Annotated in this window: 24 protein-coding genes; 13 read left to right on the top strand and 11 right to left on the bottom strand. The window is 70.5% G+C overall.

The genetic code is table 11. The annotated features are described in order from the left end of the window. The first annotated feature begins 82 nt into the window (after nt 1-82). Both OG985_RS42840 and OG985_RS42835 read left to right on the top strand, forming a co-directional pair. Nucleotides 83-901: an NAD(P)H-binding protein gene (locus OG985_RS42840; protein ID WP_371673816.1), complete on the top strand. Its 819-nt coding sequence runs from the start codon at nt 83-85 to the stop codon at nt 899-901. Between the two features lie 57 nt (nt 902-958). Beyond that, complete coding sequence (locus OG985_RS42835; RefSeq protein ID WP_371673815.1) at nt 959-1,825, top strand: haloalkane dehalogenase; 867 nt, start codon at nt 959-961, stop codon at nt 1,823-1,825. Between the two features lie 70 nt (nt 1,826-1,895). Here OG985_RS42835 and OG985_RS42830 read toward each other — a convergent pair whose 3' ends face one another. Continuing rightward, nucleotides 1,896-2,579 carry a zinc-binding dehydrogenase gene (locus OG985_RS42830; protein WP_371673814.1) on the bottom strand — a complete coding sequence of 228 codons (684 nt, stop codon included), beginning with the start codon at nt 2,577-2,579 and terminating at the stop codon, nt 1,896-1,898. Here OG985_RS42830 and OG985_RS42825 point away from each other — a divergent pair. Continuing rightward, complete coding sequence (locus OG985_RS42825) at nt 2,571-3,041, top strand: hypothetical protein (protein ID WP_371673813.1); 471 nt, start codon at nt 2,571-2,573, stop codon at nt 3,039-3,041. The two genes, OG985_RS42830 and OG985_RS42825, sit on opposite strands and share 9 nt — an antisense overlap. Before the next feature lie 400 nt (nt 3,042-3,441). Beyond that, nucleotides 3,442-3,798, top strand: a complete 357-nt coding sequence (locus OG985_RS42820) for a DoxX family protein (RefSeq protein ID WP_371673812.1) — start codon at nt 3,442-3,444, stop codon at nt 3,796-3,798. Nucleotides 3,799-3,953: 155 nt separating this feature from the next. Here OG985_RS42820 and OG985_RS42815 read toward each other — a convergent pair whose 3' ends face one another. From OG985_RS42815 to arsM, 4 genes are all read right to left on the bottom strand, one after another. Next, on the bottom strand, nt 3,954-5,999 hold the full coding sequence (locus OG985_RS42815) for a SpoIIE family protein phosphatase (RefSeq protein WP_371674669.1): 2,046 nt from the start codon (nt 5,997-5,999) through the stop codon (nt 3,954-3,956). A gap of 368 nt (nt 6,000-6,367) precedes the next feature. Further along, a complete protein-coding gene (locus OG985_RS42810) occupies nt 6,368-7,387 on the bottom strand; it encodes a hypothetical protein (RefSeq protein WP_371673811.1) in 1,020 nt (339 codons plus the stop codon). Nucleotides 7,388-7,477: 90 nt separating this feature from the next. Continuing rightward, a complete protein-coding gene (gene rox, locus OG985_RS42805; RefSeq protein ID WP_371673810.1) occupies nt 7,478-9,022 on the bottom strand; it encodes a rifampin monooxygenase in 1,545 nt (514 codons plus the stop codon). Nucleotides 9,023-9,372: 350 nt separating this feature from the next. Beyond that, the gene (arsM, locus tag OG985_RS42800) at nt 9,373-10,266 is read right to left on the bottom strand and encodes an arsenite methyltransferase (RefSeq protein WP_371673808.1); all 894 of its coding nucleotides are present in this window, start codon (nt 10,264-10,266) and stop codon (nt 9,373-9,375) included. A gap of 105 nt (nt 10,267-10,371) precedes the next feature. Here arsM and OG985_RS42795 point away from each other — a divergent pair, with 105 nt between their 5' ends. The 3 genes from OG985_RS42795 to OG985_RS42785 are packed head-to-tail and all read left to right on the top strand — an operon-like array spanning nt 10,372 to nt 11,919. Next, entirely contained in the window at nt 10,372-10,746 is a 375-nt protein-coding gene (locus tag OG985_RS42795; protein ID WP_371673807.1) for an ArsR/SmtB family transcription factor, read from the top strand. Continuing rightward, nucleotides 10,743-11,474: an aquaporin gene (locus OG985_RS42790; protein ID WP_371673806.1), complete on the top strand. Its 732-nt coding sequence runs from the start codon at nt 10,743-10,745 to the stop codon at nt 11,472-11,474. Before OG985_RS42795 ends, OG985_RS42790 begins: the two co-directional genes overlap by 4 nt. A gap of 34 nt (nt 11,475-11,508) precedes the next feature. Beyond that, nucleotides 11,509-11,919, top strand: coding sequence for an arsenate reductase ArsC (locus OG985_RS42785; RefSeq protein ID WP_371673805.1), 411 nt, complete (start codon nt 11,509-11,511; stop codon nt 11,917-11,919). 45 nt (nt 11,920-11,964) lie between these two features. Here the strand turns inward: OG985_RS42785 and OG985_RS42780 are convergent, their stop codons facing one another. The 4 genes from OG985_RS42780 to OG985_RS42765 all read right to left on the bottom strand — a co-directional run bounded on the left by OG985_RS42780 (nt 11,965) and on the right by OG985_RS42765 (nt 14,880). Further along, entirely contained in the window at nt 11,965-13,116 is a 1,152-nt protein-coding gene (locus OG985_RS42780; protein ID WP_371673804.1) for an ATP-binding protein, read from the bottom strand. Between the two features lie 287 nt (nt 13,117-13,403). Further along, the gene (locus OG985_RS42775) at nt 13,404-13,838 is read right to left on the bottom strand and encodes a DUF2267 domain-containing protein (RefSeq protein ID WP_371673803.1); all 435 of its coding nucleotides are present in this window, start codon (nt 13,836-13,838) and stop codon (nt 13,404-13,406) included. Nucleotides 13,839-13,959: 121 nt separating this feature from the next. Next, nucleotides 13,960-14,355, bottom strand: coding sequence for a DUF2267 domain-containing protein (locus OG985_RS42770; RefSeq protein WP_371673802.1), 396 nt, complete (start codon nt 14,353-14,355; stop codon nt 13,960-13,962). Nucleotides 14,356-14,445: 90 nt separating this feature from the next. Beyond that, entirely contained in the window at nt 14,446-14,880 is a 435-nt protein-coding gene (locus OG985_RS42765; protein WP_371673801.1) for an Hsp20/alpha crystallin family protein, read from the bottom strand. Between the two features lie 128 nt (nt 14,881-15,008). Here OG985_RS42765 and OG985_RS42760 point away from each other — a divergent pair, with 128 nt between their 5' ends. Beyond that, nucleotides 15,009-15,689 carry a type III effector protein gene (locus tag OG985_RS42760; protein ID WP_371673800.1) on the top strand — a complete coding sequence of 227 codons (681 nt, stop codon included), beginning with the start codon at nt 15,009-15,011 and terminating at the stop codon, nt 15,687-15,689. A gap of 251 nt (nt 15,690-15,940) precedes the next feature. Here the strand turns inward: OG985_RS42760 and OG985_RS42755 are convergent, their stop codons facing one another. Then, nucleotides 15,941-16,690 carry an SDR family NAD(P)-dependent oxidoreductase gene (locus tag OG985_RS42755; RefSeq protein ID WP_371673799.1) on the bottom strand — a complete coding sequence of 250 codons (750 nt, stop codon included), beginning with the start codon at nt 16,688-16,690 and terminating at the stop codon, nt 15,941-15,943. A 450-nt stretch (nt 16,691-17,140) separates the two neighbouring features. On the opposite strand from OG985_RS42755, the gene OG985_RS42750 reads away from it, so the two are divergent. After that, nucleotides 17,141-17,515 carry a PASTA domain-containing protein gene (locus OG985_RS42750; protein WP_371673798.1) on the top strand — a complete coding sequence of 125 codons (375 nt, stop codon included), beginning with the start codon at nt 17,141-17,143 and terminating at the stop codon, nt 17,513-17,515. Nucleotides 17,516-17,711: 196 nt separating this feature from the next. On the opposite strand, the gene OG985_RS42745 is transcribed toward OG985_RS42750, so the two are convergent. Beyond that, on the bottom strand, nt 17,712-18,119 hold the full coding sequence (locus OG985_RS42745; protein WP_371673797.1) for an ATP-binding protein: 408 nt from the start codon (nt 18,117-18,119) through the stop codon (nt 17,712-17,714). Between the two features lie 427 nt (nt 18,120-18,546). Between OG985_RS42745 and OG985_RS42740 the strand changes: the two genes are divergently transcribed. Genes OG985_RS42740 through OG985_RS42725 form a run of 4 tightly spaced genes read left to right on the top strand, consistent with a single transcriptional unit; the run spans nt 18,547 to nt 23,072 of the window. Then, on the top strand, nt 18,547-19,563 hold the full coding sequence (locus OG985_RS42740) for a GlxA family transcriptional regulator (protein WP_371673796.1): 1,017 nt from the start codon (nt 18,547-18,549) through the stop codon (nt 19,561-19,563). Beyond that, nucleotides 19,560-21,431: a thiamine pyrophosphate-binding protein gene (locus tag OG985_RS42735; protein ID WP_371673795.1), complete on the top strand. Its 1,872-nt coding sequence runs from the start codon at nt 19,560-19,562 to the stop codon at nt 21,429-21,431. Before OG985_RS42740 ends, OG985_RS42735 begins: the two co-directional genes overlap by 4 nt. Then, on the top strand, nt 21,403-22,056 hold the full coding sequence (locus tag OG985_RS42730) for an SRPBCC family protein (protein ID WP_371673794.1): 654 nt from the start codon (nt 21,403-21,405) through the stop codon (nt 22,054-22,056). Before OG985_RS42735 ends, OG985_RS42730 begins: the two co-directional genes overlap by 29 nt. Continuing rightward, nucleotides 22,053-23,072 carry a 3-oxoacyl-ACP synthase III family protein gene (locus OG985_RS42725; protein WP_371673793.1) on the top strand — a complete coding sequence of 340 codons (1,020 nt, stop codon included), beginning with the start codon at nt 22,053-22,055 and terminating at the stop codon, nt 23,070-23,072. The genes OG985_RS42730 and OG985_RS42725 overlap by 4 nt, the downstream gene beginning before the upstream one ends. Nucleotides 23,073-23,079 lie beyond the last annotated feature (7 nt).

Here is a 23,079-nt window from a genome sequence, read left to right as displayed (position 1 = left end):
ACCAACTATAGAGATCCACCAGAGGGCGTGCTACGGTCTGCCCGAAGTTAGTCAGTCAACTCACTAACACCTGGAGTACCCCGTGATCGCAGTGCCTGGAGCCACCGGCAACGTCGGCCGCGAACTGGTCCGCATCCTCGTCGGAGCGGGCGAGGCGGTGACCGCGATCTCGCGCGGCGAGGCGCACGGCCTCCCCGCCGACGCGCGCCACGTGCGGGCCGACCTCGCCGACCCCGACAGCCTGCGCCCCGCAGTCGACGGCGCCGACGCACTGTTCCTGCTGGTGGCCGGTGACGATCCGCAGGGGATCCTCGACGCCGCTAAGGCCGGAGGCGTCCGCCGCGTCGTCCTGGTCTCCACTCTCGGCGTCGGCACCCGACCCGACTCCTATCGCCACCCCGCCGCCTTCGAGGCCGCCCTGCGCGGCTGCGGCCTGGAGTGGACCGTGCTGCGCTGCGGCGGACTCGACTCCAACGCTTTCGCCTGGACCGAGTCCATCCGCACCCACCGCGTGGCCGCCGCCCCGTTCGGCGACATCGGCCTGCCGATGGTCGACCCGGCCGACGTCGCGGAGGTGGCGGCCACCGCACTGCTCAAGCCCGGCCACGCAGGCGCCGTGTACGAGCTCACCGGCCCTGCCCTGACCACCCCGCGCGAGCGGGCCGCGGCCATCGGCGTCGCGCTCGGCGAGCCGGTCCGCTTCGTCGAGCAGCCCCGCCAGGAGGCCTTGGAGCAGATGCTTGCGTTCATGCCGGAGGCGGTGGCAGAAGGCACTCTCGCGATCCTCGGCGAGCCGCTGCCCGCCGAGCGCCGGGTGAGTCCCGACGTCGAGCGGGTCCTGGGCCGTGCTCCGCGCCCGTTCGGTGACTGGGCCGCCCGCAGCGCCGCCGCCTTCCGCTGACCCGGCGGAGCGCGCCGTACTCCCCCACCACTCACCGCAGACCCCAGGAGAAGCCGCATGCCGACCACCCCCGTACTCGACTCCACGATCGTCCACCGCGAGCACGGCTCCGGCGCGCCGATCGTCTTTCTGCACGGCAATCCCACCTCCTCGTACCTGTGGCGGCACGTGTTACCGGCCGTCGGCCGGGGACGGCGGCTCGCTCCCGACCTCATCGGCATGGGCGACTCCGGCAAACCCGCCATCGACTACACCTTCGACGACCACGCCCGCTACCTCGACGCCTGGTTCGACGCGCTCGGCCTCGACAGCGTCGTGCTGGTGGGCCACGACTGGGGCGGCGCGCTCGCCTTCGACTTCGCCGCCCGCCACCCCGGCCGCGTCCGGGGTATCGCCTTCACCGAAACCATCGTCAAGCCGATGGCCTGGGAGGAGTTCCCCGAGGGCGGCCGCGAGCTGTTCCGGGCGATCAAGACGGAGGGCGTGGGGGAGGCGATGATCCTCGATGACAACCTCATGATCGAGGAGGGCCTGCCCGGTACCGTCGTCTCCCCCCTCGCCCCCGCCGACCTGGAGGCATACCTCCAGCCCTACCCCACCCGGGAGAGTCGCCGGCCGCTGCTGCAGTGGCCGCGCGCGATGCCGCTGGGGGGCGAGCCTGCCGATGTCGTCGCCCGCGTCCAGGCGTACGACACGTGGCTCGCGAACAGCACGGACGTCCCCAAGCTATTGATCGACTTCGCACGCGGCCCCGGCTCCATGACGAGCCCGGACCTCGTCGCCTGGTGCGCGAAGGAGATGGCCGCCCTCGAGATCGAGCATCACGACGTCCCGGCCGGGCACCACACCCCGGAGGACCATCCCGCCGTGATCGCCACGGCAATCTCCTCCTGGACGGATCGGCACGGGCTGCTGCGTCGATGAGTGGGGCGAACTCTGCCGTGAGGGGGATCCGACCTCACGGGTGCGCACGGTGGTCACGAGAACGACGGAGCTACGCGGACACCGCGACCACGTGCTTGCCCACGACACCGCCCCGTTCGAAGGCCTGGTGCGCCGCGGTGATGTCCTCCATCGGGTACACGCTGTGGATCACCGGGCGCAGCGCCCCCGAAGTGACGTGCTCGGCCAGATCACGCAGCACGGCGCTGTCGGGGTTGGCGCTGAAGGTGCGGATGCGGCGGGCGCCGTACACGCTCGACGCGGCGATCGCCGCCAGGGCGGAGGCGGACAGTCCGACCGTGACCATACGTCCGCCCCTGCCCAACCGACTCCGGTAGCAGTTCAGTTCCGTGCCCACGGTGTCGACGATGACGTCGAAGGGGCCGATCCGGTCCGAGGTGGTGGCGCCGTAGTCGAGGACTTCGTCGGCACCGAGGTCGGTGAGCATCGGGGCGTGGCGGTCGCGGGCCAGCGCGGTCACATGGCCGCCCATGGCGTGTGCCAGTTGCACGGCGGCTGTGCCGACTCCGCCCGCCGCGCCCCGGACCAGGACCCTTTCCCCGGCCGCGAGGTGCACGCTGTCGCGCAGCGCGATGAGCGCCGTGGCGCCCCCGACGACCAGGGACGCCGCATCGACCGGCGAGAGGTCCGCCGGGACATGCGCGATACGGCCCGCGGGCACCACGACGTACTCGGCTGCCCCAGCGGTGATGTGCCGCTGCCGGGGATGCACCATGCCCCACACCCGGTCCCCGACCCGGTGGCCCGCGACATCGGCGCCCTGCTGGGCGAGTTCACCCGACAGCCCCCGGCAGCACGCAACCTGCTGGCGCTGCTCCTGCACCCCGAGGCCGACCAGACCTGTCCCGAACGGGCAGCCACGGTCGCCGAGCTGGTCGGGATGTTGCGGATACAGGTCGCCGCCGACCCGGGGCACCCGCGCGCCATCGAGCTGGTGGGTGAACTCGCGGTCCGCAGCGACGAGTTCGCTGCCCTATGGGCCCGCCACGACGTGGAGGAACCGACCCGCGGCGGAATGCGCGTCAACCACCCTCTGGTCGGGGAACTGAACCTGGACTGGGACGCCTACCCGATACCAGGTGCTCCCGGCCCCGTACTCATCGCCTGCACCGCCGCCGAGGGCAGCCCCGACGCCGAGCGACTCCAACTGCTCGCGGGCCTGCTGGGCACTCGCTGACTCCCACAGCATCGAACACCGCGGGCCAGATCGAGCTGGTCGCCTCGTAGCGGACGGCGAGTTTGTCGCTTCTCAGTCCGTCACGGTTCGCCCCCTCAGGACGGCGCCGCTGGTGATCGCGCGACGGATGTCGCCCGCGGGTCAGACCTGGTTCTCGCCGCCGTCGACGTACAGGTTGGCTCCGGGCCCCGGGCGCGGACGGTGTCGTAGAACTGCCTCCCGGTCGCAGCGACGTGGGCGTTCCAGCGACGCTCAGCGTCTCCTCGCCCTCCACATCGAGTTGCGGGCTGCCTCGATGGCTCCGATGTCACAAAACCCAGTCGACGGATCGTCATCCAGGAGAACGGCATCCCCAACAGGGCGCCCAACAGCACTTTCCCTTACATAAACGGAGAAACTCTTGTTCGCCGCCTACGTGACAGTCACCATCCTCGGTGCGCTCTTCAACGGTGCCGCCGCCGTCACCTACCTGATCGGCCACGAATACCCCAAGACCCAGGCGGACATGAAGGGCCTGCCCCGCAAGTGGGTACCGGTGCTGGGCATGCTGCTGGCAGCGGGCACCGTGGGGCTGCTGGCCGGGCTCGCCGTGCCACTCCTGGGAACCCTCGCCGCCTCCGGGCTCGTGCTGTACTTCATCGGCGCGATCATCGCCCACCTGCGGGTGGGCTCCCGCAACGTCGTGGGGGGAATCGTGTTCCTCGCCACCGCGGTAGCCGCCCTGATTCTGGGCCTGGCCCATCACGGCGCCTGGTAGCCCGCCAGGCGCGGAGTGGACGGTTGTCACCAGGACGCCGTCGCTGCCTTCCTCGTCGAGTACCGACTGGCCGGCACCGATCTCGCGTGGGTGACGGAGGCAGTGGACGAAGCCCGGCGTGCGCTCATCCCGGTCAGGAGGCCGAGCCCATCCGCTCATTCGGCCGTCTGGGTTGAGCGGATGAGGAGGAGGGCGACGTCGTCGTGGGGCTCGGGTGAGTGGCGGATCAGGGTGTCCGCCATGGCGTCCAGGTCGCCGGGGTCGGTGTGCGCTACCAGCGTGGCGAGTGCGGTGGTGGCGTCGTCGGGGTCCACGCCCGGCTGCTCGATCAGTCCGTCGGTGTAGAGGACCAGGACGCATCCGGGCGGCATGGGGAACTCGATGGCGAGGTAGTGGGTCTGGTTCTCGATGCCGAGGAGGAGGCCGGGTGGGGGACGCAGCACTTCGGTGCGTCCGTCCGGGTGCCGCAGCACGGCCGGTGGATGGCCGGCGCTGGCCAGGAAGGCTGTTTGGTCGGCGAGGTCCAGATGTACGTAGAGGCAGCTGGCGAAGCGATCCGCATCCAGGTCGATGAGCAGACGATTGGTTCTTGCCAGCACATCATCCAAAGACGCTTCGACGGTCGCGTAGCCGTGCATGGCGGTGCGCACCTGCCCCATCAGTGCCGCCGCGTCGATGTCGTGCCCCTGGACGTCGCCGATCACAGCGGCCACGGTGGTGTCGTCCAGGCGGATGAGGTCGTAGAAGTCACCGCCGACCTCGACCCCGCGGTCGGCCGGCCGATAGCGGGCGGCGACCTGTAGGCCTGGAACGGTGGGCAGGTGCCGGGGCAGGAGCGCGGCCTGAAGCTGACGCGCGACGGCGTGCTGGGTGTCGTAGAGACGGGCCCTCTCGATGGCCTGGCCGACCAGTCCGGCCAGCGCCGTCAGCACGGCACGCTCGGCCGGCGGGAAGTGACGGGGCCGGTCGAAGGCCAGGACGAGCGAGCCTATGGCACGGCCTGAGGCAAGCAACGGCAGGAACGCCCAGGACGCCTTGTCGTCCATGTGGACCGCGTCGGAGTAGGTCAGCCGAAGATCTTCGAAGCTGTTGAAGAACTGCGCGGCGCAGTTGGCCGTCACCCGGGCGGCGGGGGTGTCCGTGGTGAGGGGCAGGTTGTCGAACCGGTCCATGAGCGTGGTGCTGTAGCCGCGGTGACCGAGCATTCTCAGTCGGCCCTCCTCCACCGCCATGAGGGCCATGGCGCTCGCACCGAGCGCCGGCATGAGCTGGTCGGCGGCCTGCGCGACGACGTCCTGGACGCCGACGGCTTCGGTGAGCGTGGCAGCAAGGTGCATCAGATGGTAGAGGGTGCTGGCGCGGCCAGGCCCTGCGGCCGCGGGTTTGGCCACCTCAGGGCCTGTGGAAGGGAACATTGGTCCGCCTGGCGAGAGCCAGTCGGACGGGGCGGTGGGGGCGATCCGGACGCTGATGCCGGACGGATCCGGGTAGAGCTCGAAGCTCAGCCAGCTGTCGGGTGGGCGCAGGGCCGTGAAGGCGACGGGCTGCTCGCTGACCACGGCCGACCGGTAGCGGTCCTCGACTTCCGGCACGTCCATCCACGGCAGGGCCTCCCACGCCAGAGCACCCAGCAGACCGGCGGGATCCACCCCCAGCAGGTCCGCGGCCTCAGGCGTGACGAGGGTGAAGCGGCCGTTGACGTCCAGGGCGCATGCCCCTCCTGGCAGCCGTGCGATGAACGCGGCGAGCTCCTTCGCCTCGGCCGGGAGGTGACGGGCGCCGGGGGAAGGGGGCTGCAGCATGCGCGGCTCCTCGGGAGGGCGCAGGTCACCCTCGTCCGCGTGCCGCAGTAGGCGGCCCAGTCGACGGCAGCCGACGTCGATCGCCTGGCGCTCGCTGTCACTGAGCTGTGGCGAATGGGAACCTGGCCACAGCAGCACCAGTCCGCCCAGGATCACGCCGTTGTCGCGGATGGGAGCGGCCGCCAACGTGAACGCGTAGGGCAGCACGAGTGACGTGCGCGGGTAGCGGTGGGCCATGTCTTCCATGCCAGCAACCCACACCAGGCGGTCTTCACGCACCGCGTCCGCCACCGGCGTCGGCTCCGACAGCCCCACCCTCGTCCAGGGGACAACCATCTCGCGCGGCGCCCCCGTCATCGCCAGCAACCACAGTGCGTCAGGCAGCAGCACGTAGAGCATGCCTCTGGAGGCACCGCTGTCGCGCACCACGTCCAGCAGCGCCGCATCCACCGCCCCGGACGCGGTGCCAAGCTCGCTTGTCCGGCTCACACTGCCTCCCCGGAAGACGGACGACGTACCGCAGGGGCCGGCCGTCCCGCCGCTTGGCGGCGCCGCAACGCCGCTCCGGCGGGACGGCGCGAAACCCACCTCTCAACTATCTCCCTGATCGGGACAAGAAGCCCCTTTCGTCGAGCCGTCGACGATCACGGAGCGGTACCGGCGGGAACGGCAGGATCGGCGGGATCGGCGGGAACGGCAGGATCGGCGGGATCGGCGGAACACCTCTCGACCGAAGGGAGAAGCTCCCTCGCCAACAGTGGGCGCCATCATGAGACGCGTCGGTATACGGCGGCGGGACCGATGACGCCGGGGCCGAATTTGGCCCGGACACGGTCTATGGCCGTCTCCGCGATCAGGCGGGCCTCACGGGCGCTGTCCAGGCTGATCTGCTCGGCGACCCGGTCGGCGTCGACCAGGTCCTCGCCCTTGAGGGCCAGTGCGATCAGGCGTCCCCGCTGGAGACCGGCGGCGTCCATCAGCTGGTAGGCCAGTCGGCGCAGGTCGTCGTCGTGCGCGGACGGCTCCGGCAGACGGCGTGTCCTCTCCCACGAGGTCCCACCGGCGAACTTCAGGGTCAGTGTCAGGGCGCGGGCCACCTGGTCACGTTGCCGCAGCCGTATGCCGAGCCGCACCACCATGTCCAGCAGCGCGGCGCGCACGGTGGCGCCGTCCAGGATGTGCCGGTCGAAGACACGCCGCACGACCGCTGAGGCGGGCAGGAGGCGGGGGACGACCGGGCGGGGGTCGATGCCGCGGGCCCGGTCGGCGGCCAGGCGACCGGCCTTGCCTCCCAGCAGGCGTTGCACGGTGGCGGTCGGGACGGCAGCGAGCAGGCCCACGCTGTGGATGCCGTAGTCCTCGAGGGCCGCGGCCTGCCGGGGGCCGATCCCGTGCAGGTTCCGTACGGGCAGAGGCGCGAGCCAGTCGGCGACCTGCTCGGCGCTGATCGTCAGGACACCGCCCGGCAGGCAGACCTCGCCGGAGGCAGTGGCCGCAACCGCGATGGTCGGACCGATACCCACCCGGACGTCGACGCCCAGACGGGAGATCGTCCGCACCCGGAGCACCTCCCCCAGTCGGTGGGCGCCGACACCGTGGAAGCGCAGCGCGCCCCGCAGGTCCACCAGGGCCGCGGTGGGCGGGAGCGCCTGCACCACCGGCGACAGGCCGGACAGCTCTTCCAGGATCTGCCGGTAGGTCTCGTCCGGCAGCCGGTCCGGGCAGCGCACGTGCATCACCACACCCGTCGCGCCACCCGGATCACGACCTGCCACCTGCGTACTCATCGCACCCACCTCCCCCACCACGATATCGAACACATAATCGAACACGCGAGCGCGCCACACGGCGAGGACGAGGTGGAACCAGAAGCGAAGTCAGCTGACGGGCTTGCCGAACCAGCGGGAGAGGTGGTGGTCCAGGTCCTGCTGATCGTCGCCGATCCAGGCGACGTGGCCGTCGGGGCGCAGCAGGACGCACGGAACATCCAGTACCGCGGTGGGATCCGCGAGGTGGTCGACCCGGTCTGACCAACCGCCGACGGTCAGGCGTTCGGTGCGGTCCAGCAGCAGTCCGCGGCCGCGATGCAGCAGACCGTAGAGGTGGCCCTGTTTCACGTCGATGTCGCGCAGGCGGCGGCCGAGCAGGTCGGGGCCCTCACCGAAGTCGTAGCGGATGCCGATCGCGGTGATCTTCTCGATCAGACAGCGGTTCACCTCGTCGAAGTCCATCAGTCGGGTGAGCAGCCGACGCACGGCCTGCGGGCCCGGTTCGGTGGACAGCAGTTCCATCTGGGCGCGGGTGTTGTCCAGCACGTCCTCGGCGACCGGACGACGTTCGGCCTGGTAGGTGTCCAGCAGTGTTTCCGGCGCCCAGCCACGGATCTGTGCGGCCAGTTTCCAGCCGAGGTTGAATGCGTCCTGAACGCCCAGATTGAGGCCCTGTCCGCCGGTGGGTGGATGGATGTGTGCCGCATCGCCGGCCAGCAGCACCCGCCCGACCCGATAACGTTCGGCCAGCCGGGTGGCATCCCCGAAGCGGGACAACCAGCGCGGGGAGTGCACGCCGAAATCGGTTCCCGCGATGGCGCGCAGCTGTTGTGTGAAATCCTCGAGAGTGGGCGGTTCCGCGCGATCACCGACTCCCGCGGCGGGGACTACGACGCTGTAGGCCCCTTCGCCGATGGGCCTGAGCCAGAATCGCTTGTTGATCTCGCCGATCTCGGTCACCTTGGCGGCGATCTCCTCCTGCGGCACACCCACTTGCATCTCGCCCATCAGCGTCTCGGTCCGCGAGGGCTCGCCGGGGAAGCCGACGCCGAGCAGTTTGCGCACCGTACTGCGCCCGCCGTCACAGCCGACGAGATAGCGCGAACGCAGCCGTTCGCCGTCGGCCAGCTCGACGGTGACACCCTCGTCGTCCTGGTCGACATGGGCCACCGCACAACCGCGGCGGACCTTCGCGCCGAGGTGGATCGCATGTTCTTCTACCAGGTGGACGATGACCGGGTGCGGGATGCCCAGCAGATAGGCGTGCGCGGAGTCCAGGTCCTTGGGCGCGGGTTTGCTGATGCCGGCGAAGAATCCGCCGGCGGGACGCTGCCTTCCGCGTTCGAGAACGCGGTCCAGCAGTCCGCGCATTGCCATCAGCTCGATACTGCGAATGTGCAGACCGACGATGCGGACGAACGACACGGGCTCGGTTTCCTTCTCCAGGACGAGTACCCGCACATCGTGCAGCCGCAGTTCGGCGGCCAGCATCGCGCCGGTCGGCCCGCACCCGGCAATGATCACGTCGAACACGAGGGGCTCGCGATCGGCGCCGGAGGCCGACGACCGGAGGCCGGGGACGTCGCCCTCGGTGAAGTCGCGCTCGGCCGTGTCGTTCGACGCCGGCTCGGCGGTGAACTGCGGAGAGTCCATAGGTGTTGCCTTTCGGGAGTGCCCTGGTGGGGAGGCGCTCCCGGCGACACCTACGTCAGTCGCCGGCCGGGACGGGAAGGGGGAGCACCCACGTCGATACAGCGTTCATGGGTCTCACCTCCTCGGGTGGTGTCGCGGTCAATGCAAGCTACAAGCCCGACCAGCACCCGTCCAACCCTTTTCTCAGCCACGTGATCACGACTCCGTACGGGCCCGTGCGGTTGCAGGGCGGTCGAGCACGGCGTGGCGGCCTGACTGGTCACGGTCTGCTCCTGGCTACTTCGAGGCGGACCGGATCTCGGGTCCGGCCGACAGGTGGGGCCCGGGGACAGAACTTCGCGCCTGAGACGTCAGTACTGGCAGCCGCAGCCTGCCGCGGCCTTGGCCCCCGTGACGGTCAGGGCGGAGTCGACGGACGTCTCGGTCGGTGTGCAGCAGGCGTGGACGCCACAGCAGGTGCCGGCCGACTCCGCCTCCTTCGGGGAGTCGCCGGTGGGCCGCGGCTTGGTGGCGCGGGCGATGGCCGAGTGCATGCCGTCGGCGACGGAGTGGGTGGGCGTGATCTCGACGTCGGTAAATCCGGCGGCGTTCAGACCCGCACGGTATTCGGCGAAGGAGAGTGCGCCCGCGATGCAGCCGACGTAGTCACCGCGCTCGGCCCGCTGGTTCGGGGTGAGGGTGTCGTCGGCGACGACGTCGGAGACGCCGATCCGGCCACCGGGCTTGAGCACACGGAAGGTCTCGGCGAACACGGCGGCCTTGTCGACGGACAGGTTGATCACGCAGTTGGAGATGACCACGTCGATGGTGTTCGCGGGCAGTGGGATGGTCTCGATGCTGCCCTTGAGGAACTCGACGTTCGTCGCGCCCGCCTTCTCGACGTTGGCCAGGGCGAGTTGGAGCATCTCCTCGGTCATGTCCAAGCCGTAGGCCTTGCCGGTGGGGCCGACCCTGCGGGCGGAGAGCAGCACATCGATGCCGCCCCCCGAGCCGAGGTCGAGCACGCGCTCGCCGACGCGCAGTTCGGCGACGGCGGTGGGGTTTCCGCAGCCGAGCGATGCGGCCACCGCCTCGGCGGGCAGAGCGTCGCGGTCGGCGGCGGCGTAGAGGGTCGAACCGAAGTTCTCGTCGACCTCGACCGGCTGCGGACCGCAACAGGCGGTACCTCCTCCGGTGACCTTCTTGGCCGCCTCGGCATACCGCCGGCGGACGGTTTCGCGCAGTTCGGTGGACTGTTCGTTCATGACTCACTCCTGAGTGACGGGGTATGGCGGCGCCCCGGAACGGCCTGTATTGATGTTCATTGATGCAACCTTGCGCCTTGGATCGAAAAACGTCAACATAGAGGCATGCCACAACACGAGCTCGAGGTGACCGGCCGGGACCCCGCCTGCTGCGAGGGGCTGACTGCCGCGCCGCTGGACGAGGAACGCGCCGGGGAGCTGGCGAAGGTGTTCAAGGCGCTGGGCGACCCGGTACGGCTGCGGCTGATGTCGATGATCGCCTCACGCGGGGAGGGCGGCGAAGTATGTGTCTGCGAGCTGACCCCGGCCTTCGAGCTGTCCCAGCCGACGATCTCCCACCACCTGAAGCTGCTGCGTCAGGCAGGCCTCATCGACTGCGAGCGCCGCGGGACGTGGGTGTACTACTGGGTGCTGCCCGGCACCCTGGACCGGCTCGGCGCGTTCCTGACCTCGCCGCAGACCGCTGCGGCCGCCGCGTGACGGCCACCCTCGGCCGCCGTGTCGCCGCCGAGGCCGTGGGCACCGGCCTCCTGGTGGCGGTCGTCGTCGGCTCCGGTATCCAGGCCACCGAGCTGTCGCACGACGTCGGCGTGCAGCTGCTCGCCAACTCGCTCGCCACCGTGCTCGGCCTTGCGGTGCTGATCACACTGCTCGGGCCGGTCTCCGGCGCGCACTTCAACCCCGCCGTCACCCTCGCCGCGTGGTTGACCGGCCGCCGCGACGGCACCGGCCCCACCCTGCGCGAGGTCGCCGCGTACGTGCCCGCGCAGGTCGTCGGGGCGATCGGCGGCGCGGTCCTGGCCGACGGCATGTTCGCCCGACCACTCGTGCGGTTCTCCACCCACGACCGGTTCGCCGGGCACCTGTGGACGGGTGAAGTCGTCGCCACTGCCGGGCTGATCCTGGTGATCTTCGGCCTGGAGCGCATCGGCCGTGCCGCTCTGGCCCCGGCCGCCGTGGCCTCATACATCGGGGCCGCCTACTGGTTCACCTCCTCCACCTCCTTCGCCAACCCCGCCGTGACCGTCGGCCGCGCCTTCACCGACACCTTCGCGGGCATCGCCCCCGCCTCCGTCGCCCCCTTCATCGCGGCCCAACTGCTCGGCGCCGCACTCGGGCTGGGCGCCGTGGCGGTGGTGTACGAACGTCCAGCTCGCACGGCGGACGTCGTCGTCCCGCACGGCGAGCCCGAACTCGCCTCCTCCTGACCACCCCACCCGCCCGCAAGGACAGACACCTGCCATGAGCAACGCCGCCCAGCCTCCCTCCGTGCTGTTCGTCTGCGTCCACAACGCCGGCCGCTCCCAGATGGCCGCCGCCTTCCTCACCCACCTCGCCGGTGACCGGGTCCAGGTCCGCTCCGCCGGATCCGCTCCCGCCGGCACGGTGAACCCGGCTGTCGTGGAGGCCCTGAAGGAGAGGGGCATCGACATCTCCGCCGAAACCCCGAAGATCCTCACCACCGAAGCGGTCCAGGCATCCGACGTGGTCATCACCATGGGATGCGGGGACACCTGCCCGGTCTTTTCCGGCAAGCGGTACCTCGACTGGCAGCTCGACGACCCCGCCGGCCAAGGCGTCGACGCCGTCCGCCCGATCCGGGACGCGATCGAACAGCGCGTACGCGGCCTGCTCGCCGAGCTCGGCATCTGAGCTCACGGCCTTTCGCGCAGCACTGTCGGAGCCGTCCGCTGCAGTTCAGTCCTGGTGCGTGCCGCGGACGATTCGGTCGACGATCTCCGCGGCCCGCTCCGGCCGCGTCTCGAACCAGGTGCTGAGGTGGTCTTGGACGGCCTCCGCGACGCAGACCCGCACGTCCTTGTTGCCCAGCAGCTCAGAGGTGGCCCCGAGGAATTCGGGGCGGTCGAGTTTCACCGACACGACTGCGGTGCAGCCCCCAGCGATCCCGTGAGCTTCGGGATCGGGGTCCGCTCCGGTCAGCAGCCCCCGTTCCCGCGCGTATGCCGTGACCGCGGCCGCCACTCCGTCGCGGAAGCCGTCCACGTGCGTGCCACCCTCGACAGTGGCCTGGCTGTTGGCGAAGCCGCGTGTCCTCTCCCCCCGAAGGCCGCTCCACAGGAGGGCCACCTCCATCGTTCCCGCCATCCGCGGGTCCTCCCGCTCGAAGCTGATGATGTCCGGATGGAGGGCCGCCCCGCCGACCTCCGCGTCGAGGGCGGCCACGAAGTCCCGCACCCCCTCGGGGAACCGGAACAGCACCGCCCGGGCCGCGCCCGCAGGGCGTTCGTCGGTCAGCGAGATCCTCAGGCCCCGGTTGAGAAAGGCCACCTGCCGGAATCGCTCCGCCAGCACGGCGAACGAGCACCGCGTCGTCTCGAAGATCTCGGCGTCGGGCCAGAAGGTGATGGTCGTCCCGCTTCCGGTCCCCGGCCCCACGGTGGCGGGCGGGGCGACCGCGACACCGCGGGCGTATTCCTGGACGCGGCGGACCCCCTCCCACCGCACCTCGGCCGTCAGCCGGCTCGACAGGGCGTTGGCGATGAAGAGCCCCACACCGAAGTGGCCCACGGCGACGATGGTCCGGTCGCCCGGTCCGGACCCGGCGTGGAAGCTGGTCAGCAGCGCTTCGAGGCCCGGGCCGCCGGTGTCTCCGGCGGCCTCGAAGGGACCCCCCGACCCGTCGTCGGCGACCCGCACGCCACCATCTGGCGTGAGCGTGACGTCGACCGAGCCGCCACGGCCGGCCAGGACCTGGTTCACCGCCCGGCCGACGACATCGAACACCATGTGATGCAGACCGCGTTCGCCGGTCGAGCCGACCCACATTCCCGGCCGCTTCCGAACGGCTTCCCGCCCCTCCAGCACCTCGATCCGGGCAGCGTCGTACACCGTGCCTTCTCCACTCACAAGGACCCCTCCCATGTGCTCCGGCAGACGTCCCAAGCCTAGGCGGAATCCAGGAAAACACCAGGTCACGGCCGTTTTGCCGAGGCCGCGGACAGGCGGGTGAGGGCGTGTCGGAAAGCGGTCGGTCCAGGTGCCGGGCATCAAGCCCGGAGCGTGTCCGTGGGGCCGCCGAAGCCGCGTACGACCCCGTTCCGGGTGTCTCCGAGGTCCTCAATTGCGGTGCGTGGAAGGTATTTCTGTGCGGCAGCCGAGCACCACCTCACCGCACGTCAGGCGGCCTGGGTGAGTTGGGCGCGGCCGAAGAGCAGCGCGTAGCCGGACGGGAGTTGGGCGAGGATACGGCAGAGCAGTTCCTCGCCGGCCAGCTGGGCCACGACGCGCAGGACGGTGCCGGTGTCCCAGCGGGTGACGGCCATCGTGCCCCCCGTGCGGGAGGCCAGGTCCTTCACGAAGGCCCAGCCGGTCAGGGGTTCGGTGGCGGGAATCGCGGAGACGAAGGTGCCGGCAACCTCGTGTGGCAGCCTCGCCGCGAGTTCCACACGCTCTTCGCCCGTGAGCTGGCGCCCGAGGGCCGCCAGCACGGCACTCAGGGACTTCTCGGCCTGTGCGCGAGTGCGGTATGCGCCTTCGTACCGCACCGTTTCCACCATCTCCTCGAAGGTCATGCCCGCGGTGGAGGGGCAGGGCTCTTGCTGGACAATCATTGGTGACACGGTTGCCTTTCTCGTCGAAGGTGGTCGCGAGGGGTGGCCGGGGCTCGTCCGCCGGCCACCGGTCGCTCAGGGGATGGTTGTCGCTGCGTTGGCGACAGGGCCTGGATGTGGCCTAGATGCGTTCGGGACGGCCGAACAGCAGGTCGTAGCCGGTCGGCAGCTGGAGCAGGACCCGGTTGGTGAGCTCGTCGCCCGCGGCGTCCGCGGCCACGCTGAGCACAGCGCTCACGTCCCAGGCCGCGGTCTGCTCCGTGGCTCCCTCGATCCACGCCGCGGTGGCCCGTACGAACCGCTCGGGGGACAGCGGCTCGTGGGCCTGGAGTGGATTGAGCAGGACGAGTGCCAGTTCCTCGGGCAGGCGGGCGGCCAGCTCGCCCCGTACCTGGCCCACCACGTGCGCGCCCAGCAGCGCCAGCACCGTGCGGGCCGCCCGCTGGGCCTCCTCCGTGGTCCCGTAATCACCGCGTTCCTTGACCTGGTCCAGGAACGCCTCCCATCGCATGGCCATCGCTGCTCCCTTGTGTGTGTGGAGGCGGGCTGAGGACGGGAGACGGCCCCAGGGAGATTCGTCCCCCGTCCTCGGCGCGGCCGGAAGGGTTCAGCCGCTGATCTCCTTGTGCGCCAGGCCGCCACTGATGGCGACCTTGCGGGGCTTGGCGCGCTCGGCGATCGGGATACGCAGGGTCAGCACACCCGCGTCGTAGTCGGCCTTGATGTGCTCGGTGTCCAGGGTGTCCGCCAGTACGAGCTGGCGGGAGAAGACGCCCAGAGGCCGCTCGGAGAGCTCCATCTGCACGTCGTCGGCCTTGTTGACGGGCCGCCGCTCGGCCTTGACGGTCAGCATGTTCCGCTCGACGTCGATGTCGATCGCGTCAGTGGAGACGCCGGGCAGGTCGAAGGCGATCACATACTCCTCGCCCTGCCGGTACGCGTCCATCGGCATCGCCGTCGGCCGCGACCAGGTGCCGTTCGCGTTCAGGAGCTGCTGGGTGAGCCGGTCGAGTTCACGGAACGGGTCGGTGCGCATCAACATCGTGAAACACCTCCAGTGGTCAGGTCAGGCACGTTGCCGCCAATGCGTTCACCTGCCACCGTTGTAACATGTCATCCAAACGATGACAAGCAGAACGTCATCCATACGACGACACTGGTGGAGGTCCCATGACCCTCGACGATCAACCCACTCCCGGCACCCGGGGTCTCACCCCGGCGTCCTTCCTCGCCGCCGCCGCGCTGAGCACGATCCATGAGGCCCTGCGCACCGCCCGGGCCTCGCAGGAGGGAGGAGAGAACCCAGAGGCGGGCCAGGCCGGCTCGCAAGAGGCACTCTCCGCACTGCTGCTGCTGCGCGAAGCGCGCGACCAACTCGCCGAGTGGGAACCGGGCCTGATCGAAGCGGCCCGGGAGGCGGGGGCCAGCTGGGCCGACCTCGCCCACCCCCTCGGGGTATCCAGCCGCCAGGCCGCCGAACGCCGCTACCTGCGCATTCGCCCCGGAAACCCGGGGTCAACGGGCGAGCAACGGGTGCAGGCCACCCGCGACCGCCGCGCCGCCGACCGCACCGTCACCGACTGGGCTCGCGCCAACGCCGCGGACCTGCGCCGGCTCGCCGGCCAGATCACCGCGCTCACCGACCTCCCCGCAGCCGCCCGCACCCCCCTCCTCGAGCTCTCCACCGCCCTCGGCGACAACGACGCGGCCGCCCTCATCGGCCCCCTGACGGTGACCCATCCGTATCTGGCATCCGACCACCCCGATCTCGCGGCGCGCGTCGATGACATCTCCCGCCAGACCAACCGGCTCCGCCGACACAGCGGCGACCAGCGCCGGAACCGAGCGTGATGTTCTTGGTCTCCCGACGTTCCGGGAGGGTGAGGGCCCCGGTCCGCCGCCTTGGCGCTGCGGGCAGAGCCAGTCGAAGCCGTCGGCGTCGAAGTGGCAGCACGGGGACAACAGGCGGCAACGACCTCGTATGCGCTTCACCGCCCATCGCTGCATACCGGCGCGTCGCGGTGTGCCTCTGAGCCGTACAGACACATGAACGTCGAGCCGGCCGCGGTGGGCAGATGAAGTCCGGCCGGGCAGACGTCCACTCAACGGCCCAGCGCGGCGCCTCCGTTGAGGTGGAGCAGCTGGCCGGTCATGTATGCCGCCGACGACGAGGCGAGGTAGTGAATGGCGGCCGCCACGTCGGAGGGACGGCCCGGCTGTCCGGTCAGTGTCTGGCCCACGCGGGAGGCGACGAACTCCGGGGTTGCCCGGTCGCCGAAGAACTCCGTGTCGCCGACGAATCCGGGAGCGACCGCGTTCACGGTGATCCCCTCGGGCCCGAGGCGCTGGGCGAGGTCATACGTGTACGTGTTGATCCAGCCCTTGGATCCACCGTACGAGCCGGGTCCACGCAGCGAGGCGATCGAGGAGAGCTGCACGATGCGGCCGCCCGGGCGTCGGACGTGGGGCAGCAAGGCCTCCGTCAGCAGTACCGCGGTCAGGACGTTGGCGTCGAAGTTGGCGCGGTAGCTGTCGGCGACGGATTCCAGGGTTCCGTCGTGCGCGGGAGCGACGTTTCCACCGGCGTTGGCGACGACGACGTCCAGCGGCGTTTCGTCGGCGACGATGAACTCCGTCGCCTTCCGCACGTCTTCGGGCACTGACAGGTCCGCCGCGTACCAGGTGGCCGTGCCCGCGCCGTGGCGGTCGTTGAGCTCTTCCCCGGCCTTGCGCAGCACGTCCTCGCGGCGGCCGAGCAGCACGACCCGCTCCCCCTCCGCGGCGAAAAGCCGTGCCGTCGCCAGCCCGATCCCGGTCCCGCCGCCGGAAACCACCACGCGTCGCTGGGTCACGACTCACCTCTCGTCCTAGGATGTGAACTCCGGTCATATGTAGGTACGTTGCGCGACGCTACGGAGACGGCCCCCGTACGTCAAGGGCTGATGCGGACCGCAGCCCCGGTGAGTCGATCACCCACCACCGTCACGCTCTCGGGTCCCCTCTGCCCGCCCGCCACCCAGCTACGGGTCCCGTCGTGACACTCGGTCAGCCGCACCCCGACCGCCTGCGCCGCCGCCTTCCGGCGAGCGGCGCCACGTCGGCCGCGACGCCGATGGGCCACGCCGACGTGACGCGACGCGACGACGGTGCCGTAGCGCAGGACGGTGCGCACGCGCATGGACCCGACCGGGCTGACCGAGGATTACGCCGCCCAACGTATGGCGCCAGGCGATCGCCGCTCGTCACCCTGGGTCCAGCACACCCTGCCGCGTCCATGGGGCGCATCCACCGGGAGCCCTCATATGCGCCACGACCGCTGTCACGCCGCCCGCCGCGCGGCCCTGTCCGCCGCCGCACTGCTGCTCGCGCTCGCCCCACTGACCGCCTGCCAAAGCATCGACGACGGCACGCCCTCACCCGCACCGACCACGGCCACCGCCTCCCCCACATCGGACGAGGAAGCAGACCCCTCCCCCACGCAGGGCACCGTCCCCGATCTCACCGGAATCACCGTCGCCGACGCGCGCGACCAACTCGCCGATCTGGACTACGGCATGGCCTTCACCGACGACTCCGAGATCGGCGACGACTCTCTCAAGGTGACCGCCCAATCCCCAGCGCCCGGTACGCCACTGACGTCCGGCGCCACCGTGACCCTCACCGTCCCCGGCCGATAGACCAGCCCGGCCGACACGGCGAAACCGCGCACCGCGCACCGCGCGAAGACGGACGGCGCGGCGGCCGAGGGGACGACGCCAGGACGGCGAGCGAACGCGACGGCCTCCCGGCGACTGCCGTACAGGGTCCGCACGCACGAAGATCCCGCCCGGGTGGCTCAGGAGGCGGGATCAGCGTCAGGGAGCGCAAGTACGCCTAATGTGCGGTAGGGCTGAGTTCGGCCCAGACCGTCTTGCCGGCGTGGTGGGGCGTGACGCCCCAGCGCTGGGTGAGTTGCTCCACGATCCGGACGCCGAAGCCGCCGGGCTCGGCAGAGTCGGCCGTGCGTGGTCGGGGCCGGCGGGCGCTGAGGTCACTGACGGCGATGCGCAGCGTCCTGCCGTTCCACGTCAGCCTGAGTACGGGCGAGCCGGTGCCGTGCCTGATCGCGTTGGTGACCAGTTCGGAGACCAGCAGTTCCGCCGTCTCCATGAAGCGGTGCTGGCGCAGTGGGCCGTCGAAGTCGTACACACAGGCTCGGGCCCAGTCCCGGGCCGCGGCGATGCTCGCGGAGACTGCCGGGAAGCGGGAAACACACTGGGCGACGGGCGATTTCGTGTTCATGGGGTTCCTCCCCGCTGCCCGTTGCTGCCGTTGGCCTGCCGAGCGCGGCCGGGCTGTCCGCGACCAGCGTCCCGAAACTGTCGGTTACCCCTTTAACCAGGTTGCACCACCTTTTGGTCGAAGCTGTTCGGGAGATCTCGTGAAGGCAGGGTCGCCGAGGGGCACCGTCTATTTCGCGCCGCCGATAGCAAACCCCCGGCCGCGCCAAATAGCGTCACCATTCAACTGTTGAAACTGAATACTGCATCCGGACAGTTTCCGGAAATCAAGCCCGAGGGCTTGTGAGCCGCCTCACCCACCCCTTTTCGGGCAGGTACTCGAAATGCCTGGTCAGTTCGCCTTTCGCGGACCCGCCGACTGAGCATTGGCCGGATACGTCAATAATCCGGCATTGCAGCCAGTGCCACGCCCGATACAGGGTGTGATCGTGTTCGAGCGACGTGTTGTTGTGGTGATGTACACGGGCGCACTGGCCCTGGACATCACCGGACCGATTGAAGTGTTCGATACCGCCAACCGACTCCTCGCCCCGCCGGGCGGGCCTTACCGGATCGACCTCGTCTCCGCCGACGGACCACGGGTGCGCACGGGTTCCGGGGTGATCGTGGAAGCCTCGCCCCTGGAAGCGGGCGACGGACCGATCGACACGCTCCTCGTGCCGGGAGGATGGAGTCTCAACAGCGCCCTTCAGGATCGGGCGCTGGTTTCCTGGATCCGCCGGGCGGCCGCCCGCTCCCGCCGAGTCGCCTCCGTCTGCGGTGGATCCTTTCTGCTGGCCGAGGCCGGCCTCCTCGACGGCAGACACGCCACCACCCACTGGGCCTACACCGAGGCGATGGCCTGCCGCTATCCGGACGTGCGGGTGGACGCGGAGCCGATCTTCGTCTGGGACGGCCCCTATGTGACCTCCGCGGGCGTGTCGACCGGGATCGACATGGCGCTGGCCCTGGTGGAGGCCGACCACGGAGCGCCGCTCGCACTGGAGGCGGCACGCTTTCTGGTACTGCCCCTCAAGCGGCACGGACGGCAACCCCAGTTCAGCGCGGTCCTCGACGCCCAGTTGGCCGACGATCCGCCGATCCGGGCCGCACAGGAGTGGATCCTGCACAACCTGCACAATCCGCTGCCCGTGGCCGAGATCGCCCGACGCGCCAACATGAGCCTGCGCAACTTCGCCCGGGTCTTCCGCCGCGAGGTGGGCGCCACCCCGGGGCAGTACGTCGAGCGGAAGCGCATCGCCCGCGCCCGCGAACTGCTGGAAACCACCGACCTGACGATCGCCCAGATAGCGCGACGCTGCGGATTCGCGGCCCCCGAGACGTTCTTCCGCTCCTTCGGGCGAACTCTGGGGCTCACCCCGAAGCAGTACCGGCACCGCTTTCAGCTCATCTCACCGTCCGGCCTCACCGACCGACACCACGAGACGGACAGGAGCCCCGCGTGACCGACACGCCCTCGGACACACCCGAGGCAGAAGCGATACGCCTGGTCGACTACCTGGCGGGAGAGCTCGCCAGGACGGGCGTCACCCACATGTTCGGCGTCGGCGGCGCGAACATCGAGGACCTGTATGACGCCGTTCACCGCGGCGGCGTCGTCCGCGGCGTCGTCGCCAAACACGAGTTCGCCGCCGCCACGATGGCCGACGGATACGCCCGCACCACCAGGCGTCTGGGCGTGGTCGCCGCCACGTCGGGTGGCGGCGCGATGAACCTCCTTCCGGGCCTGGCCGAGGCGTACGCCTCCCGGGTGCCCGTGCTGGCCCTGGTGGGGCAGCCGCCGACCGGTCAGGAGGGCCACGGGGCGTTCCAGGACACCAGCGGCAAGGCGGGGTCCTTCGACGCCCGAGACGTCTTCGCACCGCTCTCGAAGTTCTGCGCCCGGGTGGAGGACGCCGACTCGCTGCCGGAGCTGCTGGCCCGGGCCCTGGCGGCGGCCCAGGCCGATCCGCGAGGGCCGGCGGTGCTGCTGCTGCCCAAGGACGTGCAGCAGGCGCCGCTCCACCTGCCCCGCCGCGTCCCGGCACCGACACGGCAGGCGCCGACTCCGGCGCCTACGGCACCGGCGGCGCGGCCGGACCCCGAGGCCCTCACCTCCGTGTCGAAGACCCTTCGCGGGTCCGACCGGGTGCTCGTCATCGCCGGTGAGGACATCGCCTCCGCCGACGCGCGTGCGGAGCTGGCCGAACTGGCCAGGCGCCTGGGGGCGTGGGTGGCGGTCACCCCCGACGCGAAGGACGTCTTCGACAACCGTGATCCGCGATTCGCGGGCGTGGCGGGGGTGATGGGCCATGCCAACGTCGAGGACTGTCTGCGGCGGGCCGACGTGTGCGTGCTGGCCGGTACCCGGCTGCCGCTGCTGGCGCGCGGCGGCCTCGACCGGTCCCTGGCGGACACCGAGGTCGTGTGCCTGGGGCCCGAGCCGCCCTTCGTGGACTGCACCGCGCTGGGCGGCGATCTGCGGGAGGCGCTGCGGGCGGTCACCGACCGGCTCCCACCGCTCGCCCGGTCCTGCCCCCAGCACGCCGGCCCCCTCCCCACACCCACACCCGGCCCGGTCTCCCGCGTCCCGGGGCGAACCGTCCCCTACACCCAGGCGGTCGCCGCCGTGGCGGCGGCACTCCCCCAGGACGCACATGTCTTCGTCGACGCCGGCAACGCGGGCGCCAGCGCGATCCATCTCCTCCCCGCGCCGCGAGACGGCCGCTTCGTGGTGGCGCTCGGCATGGGCGGCATGGGCTACACCTTCGGCGCCGGCATCGGCGCCGCGCTCGCCACCGGCCGCCGTACCTACGTACTCGCCGGCGACGGAGCCTTCTTCATGCACGGGATGGAGGTGCACACCGCCGTGGAGCACGCCGCACCCGTCACCTTCGTGATCTTCAACAACAACGCGCATGCCATGTGCGCGGTGCGGGAGGAGTTCCTCCAGGGCGGTGTCCGCAGCGACGACCTGTTCGCCCGGACCGACATCGCCGCCGCCGTTGCGGCCGCCTTCCCGTCCCTGATGGTCTCCGGTGCCGCCGACGCCGCGCAGCTGCGCGAGGCACTCCTGCGGGGCAACACGGGCCCGGGCCCGGCGTTCGTCGCGCTGGACTGCGACCCCCATGAGATCCCCCCGTTCCTTCCCTTCCAGTCCTTCACCGCCGAGGTCGCCGAGGCCGCCCAGGCCGCCGAGGCCATCGAAGTGACCGAAACGGCCGCAACACCCCGCAGCACCGAAGCCACCGCAACCATCGAAGCCACCGCCACCCCTGAAGCACCCGAGAGCAAGGAGAGCCACCATGCGCGAGGCGTCGTCCACACTGGCTGACATCCCCGGTCTGATGCGGATCGAGAACTTCGGCAAGGAGGAGCTGACCGCGCACTGCATGGAGCTCACCCACGCCGTCTATCCGCACCACCAGGTCTACGGGCAGTACTGCACGATCCACGCCCACGTGGACTGCCCTCCGGAGCAGGCCTTCGACTACCTGCGCCAGGGGCACCACCTGGAGGAATGGACCTGCAGCCTGCGGGACTTCGCGCCCAGCGGCACACCCGGCCTGTGGGTGGGCCAGGACCGGCTCGAGGACGACACGACGATCTACTGCAAGGTCGTCGCCAACGCCGAGGCCCTGACCGTGGACTACCACTGCTCCTGGGACCAGGGCGAGACCCTGTGGATGATCTACCTGATGCGTGTCGTGCCGGCGGCCCTGGTGCTCGACAAGCCGGGGTCGGTGATCACCTGGACCAACTGCCGCCACCCCTACTACGACGACAACCCCCACCCCGACAAGGCTCCGCGCCCGGACCGGGCCTGGGTGGGCGACTTCTGGGAGCTCTTCTACGCGGGACACACCGTGGAGATGAACAACCTCAAGGCGATCCTGGAACACCGCCACCGCAACGGTCTGCCCGTCAGCGTGGCACCGGCGAAGGCGGTGGGCCGGTGACCACGGTCAGCCTCACCGACGTCGCGAGCTATCTGCCCGGCGAGCCGATCCCCGCCGAGTTCTACACCGACTATCCCGGAGCCGAGGACAAGCTCCGTGACCACCCCATGTTCAAGGTGCCGCCGTCACGGCACCACGTGGCCGCCGACGAGACCAACGCGGACATGGTGGAGCGTGCCGTACAGCCGCTGATCGAACGGCACGGCGGCAACGCGATCCGCGGTGTCGACGTGCTGTTGGTGCACAGCCAGCTGCCGGACCTGCCGTTCGTGGGCGCCGGAACCGAGGTGGCACGCCGGCTGGGACTGAATCCGGAGTGGCTCGTCGACGTGGCCAACGCCGGCTGCGCGTCCTTCGTGTACATGGTGAAGCTGGCCCGCCAGATCCTCACCACCACCGACGCGAGGACCGCGCTCATCTGCAACGCGCAGAGCGCTGCGGGCCAGTGCTTCACCCAGTCCGAGGTGCGCGGGCTCGCGCAGGCCGCGATCCCGGGTGACGGTTGCGGCGTGGGGTATGTGACGACGTCGGCCGAGGCCCCGGTCCTCGACGTGGAGACGCGGCATATCGGCGCGTACGCCGGGGACATGACGGTGGCGCTCGACGACGGCCGCAAGTACTGGGAGCCGGGGCAGTCCCAACTGCGGATCGGCTTCACCGACGCCAGTGTCGCCAAGGTGCTGGCCCGCGGAAACCGCCTGGTACCGGAGGTGGTCACGGAGCTGTGCCGGCGCCTGGGCGTGGCGACCGCCGACATCGACGCCCTCATCACCAACCAGCCCAACCGAACCTTCCTGCGGAACTGGCGAGAGGCGCTGCAGCTGCCCGCGAAACGGCACCTCAACACCTTCGACCAGTACGGGAACCTGTTCGGCGCGGCGATCCCGATCACCTTGGACCGTGCGATCCGCACACGGCAGGTCGAGGACGGTGACCTGGTAGTACTCGGGGGCTTCGCCCACGCGGGCGATTTCGCCGGCGCCCTCGCCGTCCGCTGGCACGGCGGGCGGGGCTGACCGGTGG

The organism is Streptomyces sp. NBC_00289, assembly GCF_041435115.1.
Classification (GTDB): Bacteria; Actinomycetota; Actinomycetes; order Streptomycetales; family Streptomycetaceae; genus Streptomyces.
Note: the sequence above shows the minus strand (reverse complement) of the source record. Positions and strands in the feature narration are given on the sequence as shown.

Excerpts from the sequence above, each read along its gene's own strand:
- OG985_RS42825 (WP_371673813.1), top strand. The coding sequence starts at position 2,571 with ATGCACCATGCCCCACACCCGGTCCCCGACCCGGTGGCCCGCGACATC.
- OG985_RS42730 (WP_371673794.1), top strand. The coding sequence starts at position 21,403 with ATGCGCGAGGCGTCGTCCACACTGGCTGACATCCCCGGTCTGATGCGG.
- OG985_RS42765 (WP_371673801.1), bottom strand. The coding sequence starts at position 14,880 with ATGTTGATGCGCACCGACCCGTTCCGTGAACTCGACCGGCTCACCCAG.
- arsM (WP_371673808.1), bottom strand. The coding sequence starts at position 10,266 with ATGAACGAACAGTCCACCGAACTGCGCGAAACCGTCCGCCGGCGGTAT.
- OG985_RS42815 (WP_371674669.1), bottom strand. The coding sequence starts at position 5,999 with ATGCTCTACGTGCTGCTGCCTGACGCACTGTGGTTGCTGGCGATGACG.
- OG985_RS42760 (WP_371673800.1), top strand. The coding sequence starts at position 15,009 with ATGACCCTCGACGATCAACCCACTCCCGGCACCCGGGGTCTCACCCCG.
- OG985_RS42795 (WP_371673807.1), top strand. The coding sequence starts at position 10,372 with ATGCCACAACACGAGCTCGAGGTGACCGGCCGGGACCCCGCCTGCTGC.
- OG985_RS42745 (WP_371673797.1), bottom strand. The coding sequence starts at position 18,119 with ATGAACACGAAATCGCCCGTCGCCCAGTGTGTTTCCCGCTTCCCGGCA.
- OG985_RS42830 (WP_371673814.1), bottom strand. The coding sequence starts at position 2,579 with ATGGTGCATCCCCGGCAGCGGCACATCACCGCTGGGGCAGCCGAGTAC.
- OG985_RS42770 (WP_371673802.1), bottom strand. The coding sequence starts at position 14,355 with ATGGCCATGCGATGGGAGGCGTTCCTGGACCAGGTCAAGGAACGCGGT.
- OG985_RS42785 (WP_371673805.1), top strand. The coding sequence starts at position 11,509 with ATGAGCAACGCCGCCCAGCCTCCCTCCGTGCTGTTCGTCTGCGTCCAC.
- OG985_RS42810 (WP_371673811.1), bottom strand. The coding sequence starts at position 7,387 with ATGAGTACGCAGGTGGCAGGTCGTGATCCGGGTGGCGCGACGGGTGTG.
- OG985_RS42750 (WP_371673798.1), top strand. The coding sequence starts at position 17,141 with ATGCGCCACGACCGCTGTCACGCCGCCCGCCGCGCGGCCCTGTCCGCC.
- OG985_RS42835 (WP_371673815.1), top strand. The coding sequence starts at position 959 with ATGCCGACCACCCCCGTACTCGACTCCACGATCGTCCACCGCGAGCAC.
- OG985_RS42775 (WP_371673803.1), bottom strand. The coding sequence starts at position 13,838 with ATGATTGTCCAGCAAGAGCCCTGCCCCTCCACCGCGGGCATGACCTTC.
- rox (WP_371673810.1), bottom strand. The coding sequence starts at position 9,022 with ATGGACTCTCCGCAGTTCACCGCCGAGCCGGCGTCGAACGACACGGCC.